Source organism: Sorangium sp. So ce375 (assembly GCF_051473855.1).
Lineage (GTDB): Bacteria > Myxococcota_A > Polyangia > Polyangiales > Polyangiaceae > Sorangium.
Genome location: NZ_CP150335.1, coordinates 1174004 through 1188106 on the forward strand (window position 1 = coordinate 1174004; position 14103 = coordinate 1188106).

5 protein-coding genes are annotated in these 14103 nt (G+C 73.0%); 4 read left to right on the forward strand and 1 reads right to left on the reverse strand.

The genetic code is table 11. The annotated features are described in order from the left end of the window. The first annotated feature begins 505 nt into the window (after window positions 1-505). The gene (locus WME90_RS04575) at window positions 506-1243 is read left to right on the forward strand and encodes a hypothetical protein (RefSeq protein ID WP_437279837.1); all 738 of its coding nucleotides are present in this window, start codon (window positions 506-508) and stop codon (window positions 1241-1243) included. 30 nt (window positions 1244-1273) lie between these two features. Here WME90_RS04575 and WME90_RS04580 read toward each other — a convergent pair whose 3' ends face one another. Then, window positions 1274-3763: an ATP-binding protein gene (locus WME90_RS04580; RefSeq protein ID WP_437279838.1), complete on the reverse strand. Its 2490-nt coding sequence runs from the start codon at window positions 3761-3763 to the stop codon at window positions 1274-1276. Between the two features lie 382 nt (window positions 3764-4145). Between WME90_RS04580 and WME90_RS04585 the strand changes: the two genes are divergently transcribed. The 3 genes from WME90_RS04585 to WME90_RS04595 all read left to right on the forward strand — a co-directional run bounded on the left by WME90_RS04585 (window position 4146) and on the right by WME90_RS04595 (window position 14098). Continuing rightward, complete coding sequence (locus tag WME90_RS04585) at window positions 4146-4475, forward strand: SDR family oxidoreductase (protein WP_437279839.1); 330 nt, start codon at window positions 4146-4148, stop codon at window positions 4473-4475. 212 nt (window positions 4476-4687) lie between these two features. Then, on the forward strand, window positions 4688-6337 hold the full coding sequence (locus tag WME90_RS04590) for a PfaD family polyunsaturated fatty acid/polyketide biosynthesis protein (RefSeq protein WP_437279840.1): 1650 nt from the start codon (window positions 4688-4690) through the stop codon (window positions 6335-6337). Between the two features lie 27 nt (window positions 6338-6364). After that, window positions 6365-14098, forward strand: a complete 7734-nt coding sequence (locus WME90_RS04595) for an SDR family NAD(P)-dependent oxidoreductase (RefSeq protein ID WP_437279841.1) — start codon at window positions 6365-6367, stop codon at window positions 14096-14098. Window positions 14099-14103 lie beyond the last annotated feature (5 nt).

Sequence of the window (14103 nt, forward strand, 5' to 3'; positions counted from 1 at the left end):
ATCGCCGAGGAGCTGTCGGCCGTCAAGAAGAGGGTGGAGGGGATGAAGCAGGCGGACCTCCGCCGCGAGGACGAGCTCGATGCGGTGCGCCGTCGGCTCGCGCCGATCGGACCGCGGTCCTGGCGAGGAGGCCCATCCTGGCGACGAGGCTCAGCCCCGGTGCCGCGCCAGCGCCCGCGGCGCCACGGCGGACCACAAGTGCGCTGTGGACGATCCGCTCTGAAGCTGCCCGTGACCCTCGGAGCGGGCTGCTCGACCGCCGCCCGCGACCTCTTTTGGCGACGCGCGCGTCCACCGCATCGACGCCGCCGGTCCGGACGTGACTCATTTTCTCGTCATAAATAAATGACGAGATGTTTCGTCACAAATAGATGACAGATCTCTCGTCGCAAATAAGTGACAGATTCGATGTCGTGCCGCTCGCGGCGTCATCGAGAGCGCTCGGCGCGAAGCGGACGCCGCTCCTCGTCCAGCTGTGCTATTCCGCGATCGTGCGGAGTCGCTCATGAGCCTGGACGACCTGGTCGAAGACGTCCCCGAGGATCCGCTCATCACCGGCGCGGTCCAGCGTGCGCTCGCCGTCTATGCGGCGCTGCTCCCCGCCGACGTCCTCCGCGACGTCGAGGTGCTCGCCACGAGGACGCTGTTCGTACACCCGCTCGGGATCTCGTTCGTCGCCCGGCTCACCCCCGGCGTCCACGCCGAGGTGGACATGGGCGAGGATCGCGCCGAGCAGGAGCTGCAGGGGTTCGCCGTCGGCGAGATCATGATCGCGATGATGCGCGTGCTCCGCAGGCGGGCGCGCGAGCGAGGCGAGCCTCGCTTCTTGATGCCCGAGACGCCGCTCCTCATGCTGCAAGCGTTCCTGGGCTACTTCAACCCGGACCCGGCCCTCTGGACGATGCGCGATGACGCCGTGCTCGGCGCCCTGGATCGCCTCTGCGAGGCCGTCGTCGGCCTGTTCTTCACGGGCCTCGTCGTCGATGTGCTGGAGAGCCCGTCGTCGCTCGACGACTGGGGGGAGACCGGCCGCGCCCTCTCGAAGGTGCTGCCGTCGATGACCTCAGCGCTCCACGGCGCCAGGGCCCGGCTGTCCAGGCGCGAGCGGCACGCCCTGGAGGCCTTCGAGGCCTGCGGCTGGGACCCGAGGCGGGTGGGCGGCGGTCCGGCGCCCGCCCGTGCGGCCTTCTTCGCCCTGGGGCTGGCGCTCGCCGCGGAGCTCCGCGCCTCGCCGGCGAGCTGACCCGAGGGGCGCGGCAGCGCCCGCGCCTACCTACTCGGCCACTTGCGCCCGCATCGCGGGCAGCCACATCCGCACCGTCGTGCCCTCTCCCAGCTCGCTCTCGATACGGATGCTGCCCTGGTGCTCCTCGATGAACCTGTGCGTCAGCGACAGCCCGAGCCCGGTCCCTTGCCCGGGCGGCTTCGTCGTGAAGAACGGCTCGAAGATGCGGCTCAGGTCCTCGGCGCGGATGCCGCAGCCGCGGTCGTGTACGTCGATCTCGACGCCGTGGATGTCCCCGCGCGGGAGCGGGCGGGCCCCGACCACCACGGCGCTGCCGCGAGGGCTGGCGTCGAGCGCATTGCCTATCACGTTGAGCAAGGCCGACTCGAGCTGTGATGCGTTGACGAGCACCTCGGGCAGCGCCGATGGGGCGCTGTTCGCCTCGAGGTGGACCCTGCGCTCGCGCGCCCGCGGCGCGGACAGGTCGACCGCGCGGCGGAGCGCCGCGCGCACGTCGCACGGCTCCCGGCCGATCGGCTTGCCGCGCGCATACTCGAGCAGCGCCGTCACGAGCTCCGAGCACCGGTTCGCCTGCCGCTCGATGGTGGTGAGCGCCTTCAGGATCGTGGCCTCGTCGGGCAGGCCGTGCCCCTTCCGATGGCGCCTGAGCAGCAGCTGGGCGTTCATCAGGATCGCCGACACCGGGTTGTTCATCTCGTGCGACAGCCCCGCCACCAGCGTCCCTATCGCCGCCATCTTGCCCGCCTGGAGGAGCTCCTGCTGCGTCTCCGAGAGCCGCTCCAGCGCCGCCGCGAGCTCTCCGTTCTTCGCCGCGAGCTCCAGATAGGCGCGGTGCAGCCGCTCCGCCGCGCGGACCCGCGCCCTGAGCTCCATCGGATCGAACGGCTTGCTCATGTATTCGTCGGCGCCGACGTCGAGCCCCCCTACGGCCTCGGCGCCGCTCGCCCTGGCCGTCAAGAGGAGGACCGGGATGTCCCGGACCTTGGGATCCCCCTTGAGCCGCCTGACCAGCTCGAATCCGTCCATCTCCGGCATCATCACGTCCGAGACGATGACATGCGGCCGCTTCGCCGCGATCGACTCGAGCGCTTCCCGGCCGTTCGTCGCCACGACAATTTCGTGTCCGGCCGACAGGATGTCCGCCAGATACGATCTCATATCCGGGTTGTCTTCCACCACGAGCACGCGCGACCCATCCGTGTGACCGACGCGGGGCGGGTACGCGGCGGCCGACGCGGGCACCTCGAAGCCGCCGCCGAGGTCGACCGACGGCGGGGGGGGCTCCGAGGTGCCTGCGCCGTTCGACGCGCTCCGCGGCTCCGGCGCGAAGGGCGCCTGCCGCGCTGCCTGGCGATCCGCGGCGCGCGGGAGCCGCACGAAGAAGCGAGAGCCGATCCCTGGCTCGCTCTCCACGCCGACCGTGCCCCCCATGAGCTCCGTGAGCTCCTTGGCCAGCGACAGCCCGATCCCGGTCCCCTCGTGCTTGCGCGTCGTGGAGGCGTCGATCTGCTGAAACCGCTGAAAGAGCAGGTGTCTCCTGTTCTCCGGGATGCCAGGACCGGTGTCCTCGACCGAGAGCTCGAACAGACCATCGAGCGCCCGCAGGTCGACGGCGACGCGACCGCCAGGCGGGGTAAACTTCAGCGCGTTGCCCAGCAGGTTGAGCGCGATCTTCTCCAGCTTGCGCCGATCGGCGGGGACCATCCGCAGCTCGGGATCCTTGTGAATCGACAGCTCGATCCCCCCGCGCTCCGCCGCCGGGCGAGCCTCCTCCACCATGTCCGAGACGAGCTCTCCGACGTCGACGGCCTCCCAGTCGATCTGCATCTTGCCAGCCTCGATCTTCTGGTGATCGAGGACATCGTCGACCAGCCGGCGGAGCCGCCGCCCGCTCCGCTGGATGAGCTCGAGGTCCGCCCGCACCCGCGGTGACAGAGGTTCGTCCTGGCTGGACAGGAGCGACTCGATCGGTCCCAGGATGAGCGAGAGCGGCGTCCGGAGCTCATGGCTCATGACCGTGAGGAACTCTCCCTTGGCGCAGGCGGCGGCGTCCGCCGTCTCCTTGGCCTTCTGGAGCTCGACTTCCATCCGCTTGCGCTCGGTGATGTCCGCGTAGATCCCGAGGATTCCGGTCACCTCACCGCGCCCGTCGCGGATGGGCACCTTGCTGGTGAGCAGGACCCGCTGCTCGCCGTCCGGGCGGAGCACCGGCTCCTCGATGTCGAGCATCGGGACGCCGCGCTCCATGACAGCCTGGTCGATGCGCACGAAGCACTCCGCGTCCTCGCTGCCCCACACGTCGAAATCGGTCTTGCCGACGAGGTTCTCCAGCACCTTCGTGTTGGTGTCGTTGAGGAAGTTCTGATTTCCACCGAGAAACCGTCCGTGACGGTCTTTCCAGAAGATGGCGTGGGGGAGGTTGGAGATGACGTACTTGAGCACCGCCTGCTGATGGTCGCGGGGCTCCGGCGTCGGCGCCTGCGCGGCGCTGCCAGTCGGGGCTTCGGCCGGCGCCACACGCGTCCGCGCCTGTGTTGTGCGCGTCCGACGGGCCGGAAGAAGCCTGCTGATCTTGGCAGAGAGGCGGTAGAGACGTCGCATCGTACCGCCACGGAGCATAAGGCGAGCGCGGCCGACATCAAACCTGCTCAGCACGGGAACACCGCGGTCGAGCACGCGTGGCCGTGTAAAATGACGCCCGAGCAGGCTGGCGCATGCGCGTCGGAGCCGTCGCTCACTCGCTCACCTCGCCGCCGGGCGCCGTGGTAGGGCTCGCCGCCGGCCCTGTGTCGAGGCCAGGCATGGCGGCGCCGGCCTGCGCGCATCGATCACCGCGTCCCACTGGCCCTGGACTGGCGCCTGCGCGCGGCGGTTCCGCCGTGCTAGAGGAGGTACGCCCATGTTGGATGGAGTCGCGCTCATCACGGGAGCGGCGTCGGGTATCGGCGCGGCGACCGCGCGCAAGCTGTCGCAGACCGCTTCCGGCCTGGTCCTGATCGATCGGCGCCGCGACGCGCTCGACGCCCTCGCGGGCGAGCTCCGCGGGCCGGAGCTCTTGCCGGCCGGCAGCGAGCGCGCCGCGTTCGATCAGATGGCGGCGATGGCGACGCCCCTCGGCCGCTACGCGAGCGCCGACGAGATCGCGGGGCTCATCGCGTTCCTGCTCTCCGACGCCTCCGCCACCATGACCGGCGCGCTCCTCATCTCGGACGGCGGATACTCTCTCTAGAGCGGCCGTCACCCGCTGCGGCGCGTGACCGATACGAAACAAAGGCGCGGTGCGTCATGCGGGCGCGTCAGGCGCGCAGGAGCCGAGGGAAAGCGCTTTCATGGCCTGATGTTGGGGTCCGGCGCGCCGTTGCGACATGACCGAACCATTACCGCGGGCCGCTCACGACGGGTGTTATAGAGGCCGTGCTTGTCATTAGGAGGCAGCCCAGCATGATTGAGGATCCGCAGGCCATCCGCAGCGCCGGCCTCCAGCCGATCGGCATCTGGCGCAGCGGGCCCTGGCTCCCCGCGTTCACATCGACAGACTTGCGGGAGGCCGTCTCCTGCGTGCGAGAGCCGGTGCACGTGGTGCGCGAGACGCGGGAGGGGCGCGTCGGCGTGTCCCGCGGAGGCGCGGTCCTCCGCGAGGATCAGGTCAACGGGGTACCGACGTTTCCGCTCCTCGGCACGCTGCCGGCCCTGTACCCGGAGTGGCTCGGAGACCGCTCCTTCCTCGAGGTCCACGGCCTGCGCTTCCCCTATGTGGCCGGCGCGATGGCGAACGGCATCCACACAACGCAGCTCACGATCGCGATGGCCAGCGCAGGCATGATGGGGTTCTTCGGCGCTGCCGGCCTCGGACTGCACCGGATCGAGCAGGCGATCGACGAGATCTCCGCCGCGCTCGGCGCGGACGGCCCCACGTGGGGCTGCAATCTCATCCACGCTCCGAACCAGCCCAGGCTGGAGAGCGACACGGTGGAGCTCTACCTGAAGAGGGGAGTCCGGCGCGCCGAGGCCGCCGCCTACATGGGCCTGAACCCGATGGTCGTGCGGTACGCCTACAGCGGCGTGCGGCGCCTGCCGGACGGCCGCGTCGACCGAAGGAACCACCTGTTCGCGAAGATCTCGCGCCCGGAGGTCGCCGCGCGCTTCCTGTCGCCCGCGCCGGCCGAGCTGCTCGATACCTGCGTTCGCAACGGGTGGCTCACCCGCGACGAGGCGGAGCTCGCGCGGAGCCTCCCGGTCGCCGAGGACATCACCGTGGAAGCGGACTCCGGCGGTCACACCGACAACCAGCCCCTCGTCGCGCTGTTCCCGGTGATCCTCGGCGTCCGCGACGAGCTCGCGGCGAAGTACGGGTATCTCCGGCCGATCCGCGTCGGCGCCGCGGGCGGCCTCTCCACGCCGGAGTCGGTCGCCGCCGCGTTCGCGCTCGGGGCGGCGTACGTGCTCACGGGCTCGGTCAACCAGTCGTGCATCGAGTCGGGCCTGTCCGACGAGGGCAAGAAGATGCTGGCCCAGGCCGATCTCCCCGATGTGGTGATGACGCCGGCCGCCGACATGTTCGAGCTCGGCGTGCAGGTCCAGGTGCTCAAGCGCGGGACGATGTTCGGAGTCCGCGCGCAGCGGCTCTACGACCTCTACGTCGCCCACGACTCCATCGAGTCGCTGCCCGCCGATGTGCGCGCGCGGATCGAGAGAGAGCTGTTCCAGATGTCGTGCGACGAGGTGTGGGCGGGGTGCGAGCGGTTCTTCGCGGAGCGCGACCCGGCGGAGCTCGAGCGCGCCGCGCGCGATCCGAAGCACAAGATGGCGCTGATCTTCCGCTGGTATCTCGGCATGTCCAGCAAGTGGGCGATCGCCGGAGACCCGAAGCGCCGCGCCGATTACCAGATCTGGTGCGGGCCGGCCATGGGCGCGTTCAACCGCTGGGTCAAGGGGTCGTTCCTCGAGGACCCGGCGCGCCGCACCGCCGTCCAGGTCGCGCGCAACCTGCTCGAGGGCGCGGCCGTCGTCACGCGCGCGCAGCAGCTCCGGACGTACGGCGTCCCCGTGCCGAGCGCCGCCTTCCACTTCACTCCTCGCCCGCTCGCCTGAGCGCCTGATCACCTGCCGAGGTCCGCTATGTCCCCTTCCTCTTCGCATATCCCGTCCATCGCCGTCGTCGGCGTGAGCGCCATCTTCCCCGGCTCGCTCGACGCGCACGGCTTCTGGCGAGACATCCTGTCCGGGACAGACCTTATCACGGACGTCCCGAGCACCCACTGGCTCGTCGAGGATTATTATGATCCCGACCCGTCCGCCCAGGACAAGACGTACGCGAAGCGTGGCGCCTTTCTCAAGGACGTGCCTTTCGATCCGCTCGAGTGGGGCGTCCCGCCCTCGATCGTGCCGGCGACGGACACGACGCAGCTTCTCGCGCTGATCGTGGCGAAGCGGGTCCTAGAGGACGCGGCGCAGGGGCAGTTCGAGTCGATGAACCGCGAGCGGATGAGCGTCATCCTCGGCGTCACGTCGGCGCAGGAGCTCCTCGCCTCGATGGTGAGCCGGATCCAGCGGCCGGTGTGGGCGAAGGCGCTCCGGGACCTCGGGTATCCGGAGGACGAGGTGAAGCGCGCCTGCGACAAGATCGCGGGCAATTACGTGCCATGGCAGGAGTCCAGCTTTCCGGGCCTGCTCGGGAACGTGGTGGCCGGGCGCATCGCGAACCGGCTCGACCTCGGCGGGACGAACTGCGTGACGGACGCGGCGTGCGCGTCGTCGCTGTCGGCGATGTCGATGGCGATCAACGAGCTTTCGCTCGGGCAATCCGATCTCGTGATCGCGGGCGGCTGCGACACGATGAACGACGCGTTCATGTACATGTGCTTCAGCAAGACGCCGGCGCTGTCGAGGTCGGGCGACTGCCGGCCGTTCTCCGACAAGGCCGACGGCACGCTGCTCGGCGAGGGCATCGGGATGGTGGCGCTGAAGCGGCTCGACGACGCCGAGCGCGACGGCGACCGGGTCTACGCGGTGATCCGCGGGATCGGCTCGTCGTCGGACGGGCGGAGCAAGAGCGTGTACGCGCCGGTGCCGGAAGGGCAGGCGAAGGCGCTCCGCAGGACCTACGCCGCCGCCGGGTACGGCGCCGAGACCGTGGAGCTGATGGAGGCCCACGGCACCGGGACGAAGGCCGGCGACGCGGCCGAGTTCGAGGGGCTGCGCGCGATGTTCGACGAGTCGGGGCGCGCCGACCGGCAGTGGTGCGCGCTCGGCAGCGTGAAGTCGCAGATCGGCCACACAAAGGCGGCGGCCGGCGCCGCAGGCCTGTTCAAGGCGATCATGGCGCTGCACCACAAGGTGCTCCCGCCGACCATCAAGGTCGACAAGCCGAACCCCAAGCTCGAGATAGAAAAGACACCTTTCTATCTGAACACCGAGGCGCGGCCGTGGATCCGGCCGGGGGACCACCCGCGGCGGGCGTCGGTGAGCTCGTTCGGCTTCGGCGGCTCGAACTTCCACGTGGCGCTGGAGGAGTACACGGGCCCGGCGCCGAAGGCGTGGCGGGTGCGGGCCTTGCCGGCGGAGCTGGTGCTGCTGTCGGCGGACACGCCGGCGGCGCTCGCCGATCGCGCGCGGGCGCTGGCGAAGGAGGCGGAGGTGCCGGAGATCCTGCGCTTTCTGGCGCGGGCGTCGGTGCTCTCGTTCGACGGGTCGAGGCCGGCGCGGCTCGGGCTGTGCGCGACGGACGAGGCGGATCTCAGGAAGAAGCTCGAGCAGGTCGCGGCGCACCTCGACGCGAGGCCGGAGCAGGCGCTCTCGGCGCCGCTCGTGCACTGCGCGAGCGGGGAGGCGCCGGGGCGGGTGGCGTTCCTGTTCCCGGGGCAGGGGAGCCAGTACGTCGGGATGGGCGCGGACGTGCTCATGACGTTCGACCCGGCCCGCGCGGCCTGGGACGTGGCGGCGGGCGTCGCGATCGCGGACGCGCCGCTGCACGAGGTGGTGTTCCCGCGGCCGGTGTTCTCGGACGAGGACCGGGCGGCGCAGGAGGCGCGGCTCCGCGAGACGCGGTGGGCGCAGCCGGCGATCGGCGCGACGAGCCTCGCGCACCTCGCGCTGCTCGCGGCGCTCGGGGTGCGGGCCGAGGCGTTCGCGGGCCACAGCTTCGGCGAGATCAGCGCGCTGCACGCGGCGGGCGCGCTGTCCGCGGCGGATCTCCTGCGCGTCGCGCGGCGGCGCGGCGAGCTGATGGGCGCCGCGTCGTCCGAGCGGGGCGCGATGATCGCGGTCCCGCGGGGGATCGACGAGGTGCGGGCGCTCGGGCTCGGCGGCGTCGTGATCGCGAACCACAACGGCCCGAAGCAGGTGGTGCTGTCCGGCTCCGTCGCGGCGATCGACGCCGCGGAGGAGCGGCTCAAGGGCCTCGGGATCCAGGCGCGGCGCCTCGACGTGGCGGCGGCGTTCCACTCGCCGCTCGTGGCGGAGGCGAGCGCGCCGCTCCGCGAGTTCCTCTCGGGCATCGCGGTGGAGACGCCGGGCGCGGCCGTGTACAGCAACGCGGAGATCGAGCCGTACGCGGGCGGCGGCGACGCGGCGCGCGACCGGCTGGCGCGCCAGCTCGCCGAGCCGGTGCGGTTCGTGGAGGAGATCGAGCGGATGTACGCGGACGGCGTGCGGACGTTCGTCGAGGTCGGGCCGGGCTCGGTGCTCACGAACCTCGTCGGCGACATCCTGAGCGGCCGGCCGCACCGCGCGGTGGCGCTCGACCGCAAGGGCAAGCACGGCGTGACGAGCCTGCTCGAGGCGGTGGCGCGGCTCGCGGTGGCCGGGGTGCCGCTGGACGCGCGGGTCCTCTGGGACGGCTTTGCGGCGCCGAGCGATCCGCGGGCGCTGCCGAAGCCGAAGCTGGCGCTGCCGATCAACGGCAGCAACTACGGCAAGCCGTACCCGCCGCAGGGGGGCGCGAAGGCGCTGCCGGCGGCGAGCGCGCCGCGGGCGGCCCAGAAGGCGGCGCCAGAGGCGGCGCGGGCGACGGTGCAGCCGGTGGTGAGCGCCGCGAAGCCGGTGAGCGCGCCGGCGGCCGTGGTGAGCGCGGCGAAGCCGGTGGCGAGCGCGCCGGCGGCCGTGGTGAGCGCGGCGAAGCCGGTGGTGAGCGCGCCCGGGCCCGTGGTGAGCGCGGCGAAGCCGGTGGTGAGCGCGCCGGCGGCCGTGGTGAGCGCGGCGAAGCCGGTGGCGAGCGCGCCGGCGCCGGTGGTGAGCGCGCCGGGGCCCGTCGTGAGCGCGTCGGCGCCGGTGGTGAGCGCGTCGGCGGCCGTAGTGAGCACGTCGGCGGCCGTAGTGAGCACGTCGGCGCCGGTGGTGAGCGCGTCGAAGCTGGTAGTGAGCACGTCGGCGCCCGTCGTGAGCGCGTCGCGGCCGGCGGCGAGCGCGTCGTGGTTGGCTGCATATCAGGAGGCGCAGCGCGCCACGGCGGAAGCCCACAGCGTGTACCAGCGCACGATGGCCGAGAGCCACATCGCCTTCCTTCAGGCCGCCGAGGCGTCCTTCGCAGGGCTCGCCGCGCTGGCGACCGGCGCTCCGTACCCGGTCGCTCCCACGACGGCGCCCGAGACACGGCCTGCGCCCGTTCTCCTCGCTCCGGTGCTGGGGCCTGTCTCGGAGGCGTCCGTGCGGCCAGCAGGGGCACCGACGCCGCGCACCGGCGAGGGCAGGAGCAACGGGGTCCAGGACGGCCTGAACGGCAGAGCTGGGGAGCTCGACGCGGCGGCCGCGCTGCCGGTGCAGGCGGCGCCCGCCGTGGCGACGAAGGCCGCGGCCGTGGCGCCTGCCGTGGTGACCAAGGCGGCGGTCGCGGCGCCTGTTGTGGTCGCTGCTGCGCCCGTTGCGGCAGCGAAGGCGGCCGTGGCGGCGCCTGCTCCCTCCGCGGCAACGCACGCGGCGGTTGCCGCCGCCCCGCGTGTCGATATCGAGCGGATGGTCCTCGACGTTGTCGCGGATAAGACCGGATACCCCGTCTCCATGCTCGGGCTGCAGATGGAGCTGGAGAGCGATCTCGGCATCGACAGCATCAAGCGGGTGGAGATCCTGTCCTCGGTCCGAGACCGGACGCCCGGGCTGTCGGAGGTCGACGCCTCGGCGCTGGCGCAGCTGCGCACGCTGGGGCAGGTCGTCGACCACCTCCGCGCCTCGCTGCCGGCCGCCGCGCCCGCCGCCAGCGCGAGCGCGGCCGTCGCCGCGCCCGCCGCCAAGGCGCCTGCCGCCGCTGCGCCGGCGGTCGCTTCCGCCGCGGCGCCTGCGGCGTCGGATGTGGAGCGTGTGGTGATGGCGGTCGTCGCGGAGACGACGGGCTACCCGGCCGAGATGCTCGGGCTGCAGATGGAGCTGGAGAGCGACCTCGGCATCGACAGCATCAAGCGGGTGGAGATCCTGTCGGCGGTGCGGGACCGGACGCCCGGGCTGTCGGAGGTCGACGCCTCGGCGCTGGCGCAGCTGCGCACGCTGGGGCAGGTCGTCGACCACCTCCGCGCCTCGCTGCCGGCCGCCAGCGCGAGCGCGGCCGTCGCCGCGCCCGCCGCAAAGGCGCCTGCGGCCGCAGCGCCTCCCGTCGCTTCCGCCGCGGCGCCCGGTGCGTCGGAGGTGGAGCGTGTGGTGATGGCGGTCGTCGCGGAGACGACGGGTTATCCGGCCGAGATGCTCGGGCTGCAGATGGAGCTGGAGAGCGACCTCGGCATCGACAGCATCAAGCGGGTGGAGATCCTGTCGGCGGTGCGGGACCGGACGCCCGGCCTTTCGGAGGTCGACGCCTCGGCGCTGGCGCAGCTGCGTACGCTGGGGCAGGTCGTCGACCACCTCCGCGCCTCGCTGCCGGCCGCCAGCGCGAGCGCGGCCGTCGCCAAGGCGCCTGCGGCCGCAGCGCCTCCCATCGCATCCGCCGCGGCGCCTGCGGCGTCGGAGGTGGAGCGTGTGGTGATGGCGGTCGTGGCGGAAACGACGGGCTATCCGGCCGAGATGCTCGGGCTGCAGATGGAGCTGGAGAGCGACCTCGGCATCGACAGCATCAAGCGGGTGGAGATCCTGTCGGCGGTCCGAGACCGGACGCCCGGGCTGTCGGAGGTCGACGCCTCGGCGCTGGCGCAGCTGCGCACGCTGGGGCAGGTCGTCGACCACCTCCGCGCCTCGCTGCCGGCCGCCGCGCCGACCGCCAGCGCGAGCCCGGCCGTCACCGCGCCCGCCGCCAAGGCGGCTGCCGCCGCTGCGCCGGCGGTCGCATCCGCCGCGGCGCCTGCGGCGTCGGAGGTGGAGCGGGTGGTGATGGCGGTCGTCGCGGAGACGACGGGCTACCCGGCCGAGATGCTCGGGCTGCAGATGGAGCTGGAGAGCGACCTCGGCATCGACAGCATCAAGCGGGTGGAGATCCTGTCGGCGGTGCGGGACCGGACGCCCGGACTCGCGGAGGTCGACGCCTCGGCGCTGGCGCAGCTGCGCACGCTGGGGCAGGTCGTCGACCACCTCCGCGCGAGCCTCGGCCCTGCCGCCGCCAGCGCCGCACCGCCGGCGCCCGCCGAGGATCCGGCCGCCGCGCCCCTCGGCCGGTGGACGCTCGTCGAGGAGCCGGCGCCCGCCGCCGGCCTCGCGATGCCCGGCCTCTTCGACGCCGGCTCCATCGTGGTGACCGGCCACGACGCGATCGGCCCCGCGCTCGTCGCGGCCCTCGCGGCGCGCGGGATCGCCGCCGAGTACGCCGCCGCCGTGCCCCGCGGCGCGCGCGGCGCCGTGTTCCTCGGCGGCCTGCGCGAGCTGGCCACGGCCGACGAGGCGCTCGCCGTCCACCGCGAGGCGTTCCTCGCGGCCCAGGCGATCGCCGCGAGCCCGGCCCTGTTCGTCACGGTCCAGGACACCGGCGGCGACTTCGGCCTCGCAGGCTCGGACCGAGCCTGGGTCGGCGGGCTGCCTGGCCTCGTGAAGACCGCGGCGCTGGAGTGGGCCGAGGCCTCGTGCCGCGCGATCGATCTCGAGCGCGGCGGCCGCTCCGCCGGCGAGCTCGCGGAGGCCATCGCCTCGGAGCTCCTGTCCGGCGGCGTCGAGCTCGAGATCGGCCTGCACACGGACGGCCGGCGCACCGCGCCGCGCAGCGTCCGAAAGGACGCGCAGCCCGGGCCGCTCCCCCTCGGGCCGTCCGACGTGATCGTGGCGAGCGGCGGCGCCCGCGGCGTCACCGCGGCGACGCTGATCGCGCTCGCCAGGGCCAGCCGCGCGCGGTTCGCGCTGCTCGGCCGCACCGCGATCGAGGACGAGCCGGCCGCGTGCCGCGGCGTCGACGGCGAGGCCGCGCTCAAGGCGGCGCTCGTCAAGGCGGCGACCTCCGCGGGCCAGCGGGTGACCCCGGCGGAGATCGGCCGGAGCGTCGCGAAGATCCTCGCGAGCCGCGAGATCCGCGCGACGCTCGACGCCATCCGCGCGGCCGGCGGCGAGGCGCTCTACGTCCCCGCCGACGTGAACGACACGCGGGCGGTGGCCGCGGCGCTCGACGGCGTGCGCAGCGCCTTCGGCCCCGTCACCGCGATCGTCCACGGCGCGGGCGTGCTCGCCGACAAGCTCGTCGCAGAGAAGACGGTCGAGCAGTTCGACCGCGTGTTCAGCACGAAGGTCGACGGCCTCCGGGCCCTGCTCGGCGCGACCGCGAGCGACCCGCTCAAGGCGATCGTCCTCTTTAGCTCGATCGCCGCGCGCGGCGGCAACAAGGGGCAGTGCGACTACGCGATGGCGAACGAGGTCCTGAACAAGGTCGCGGCCGCCGAGGCCGCCCGCCGCCCCGGCTGCCGGGTGAAGTCGCTCGGCTGGGGCCCCTGGCAAGGCGGGATGGTGAACGCCGCGCTCGAGGCCCACTTCGCGCAGCTCGGCGTCCCGCTCATCCCGCTCGCCGCAGGCGCGAGGATGCTCCTCGACGAGCTGTGCGACGCATCGGGAGATCGCGGCGCGCGCGGGCAGGGCGACGCCACGCCCGGCGCGGTCGAGCTCGTGCTCGGCGCGGAGCCGAAGGCGCTCGCGGCCCAGGGCCACGGCCAGCGGGTCGCGCTCGCCGTCCGCGCGGACCGCGCGACGCACCCCTACCTCGGCGATCACGCCATCAACGGCGTCCCCGTGGTGCCGGTGGTGATCGCGCTCGAGTGGTTCGCCCGCGCCGCGCGCGCGTGCCGGCCGGATCTCGTCGTGACCGAGCTCCGCGACGTGCGGGTCCTGCGCGGGATCAAGCTCGCTGCGTACGAGTCCGGCGGCGAGGTGTTCCGCGTCGACTGCCGCGAGGTGAGCAACGGCCACGGCGCGGTGCTCGCGGCGGAGCTGCGCGGGCCGCAGGGGGCGCTGCACTACGCGGCGACCATCGAGATGCGGCAGCCCGAAGGGCGCGTGGCCCCGAAGGGCCCGGCCGCGCCGGAGCTCGGCCCGTGGCCGTCCGGCGGCGACGTGTACGACGGCCGCACGCTCTTCCACGGCCGCGACTTCCAGGTGATCCGGCAGCTCGACGGCGTGAGCCGCGACGGGATCGCGGGGACGGTCGTGGGCCTCCGCGAGGCCGGCTGGGTGGCCCAGCCGTGGAAGACCGATCCGGCGGCGCTCGACGGCGGGCTGCAGCTCGCGACGCTGTGGACGCAGCACGTGCTCGGCGGCGCGGCGCTCCCGATGTCCGTGGGCGCGCTGCACACCTTCGCCGAGGGCCCGTCCGAGGGCCCGCTGCGCGCGGTGGTGCGCGGGCAGATCGTGGCCCGCGATCGCACGAAGGCGGACATCGCGTTCGTCGACGACCGCGGCTCGCTCGTCGCGGAGCTGCGCGACGTGCAGTACGTGCTGCGCCCCGACACGGCGCGCGGCCAGGCGTGATCGAG

What these genes read in the sequence shown, in the direction of transcription:
- WME90_RS04575 (WP_437279837.1), top strand. Translation starts at nt 506, where the DNA reads ATGAGCCTGGACGACCTGGTCGAAGACGTCCCCGAGGATCCGCTCATC.
- WME90_RS04585 (WP_437279839.1), top strand. Translation starts at nt 4,146, where the DNA reads ATGTTGGATGGAGTCGCGCTCATCACGGGAGCGGCGTCGGGTATCGGC.
- WME90_RS04590 (WP_437279840.1), top strand. Translation starts at nt 4,688, where the DNA reads ATGATTGAGGATCCGCAGGCCATCCGCAGCGCCGGCCTCCAGCCGATC.
- WME90_RS04595 (WP_437279841.1), top strand. Translation starts at nt 6,365, where the DNA reads ATGTCCCCTTCCTCTTCGCATATCCCGTCCATCGCCGTCGTCGGCGTG.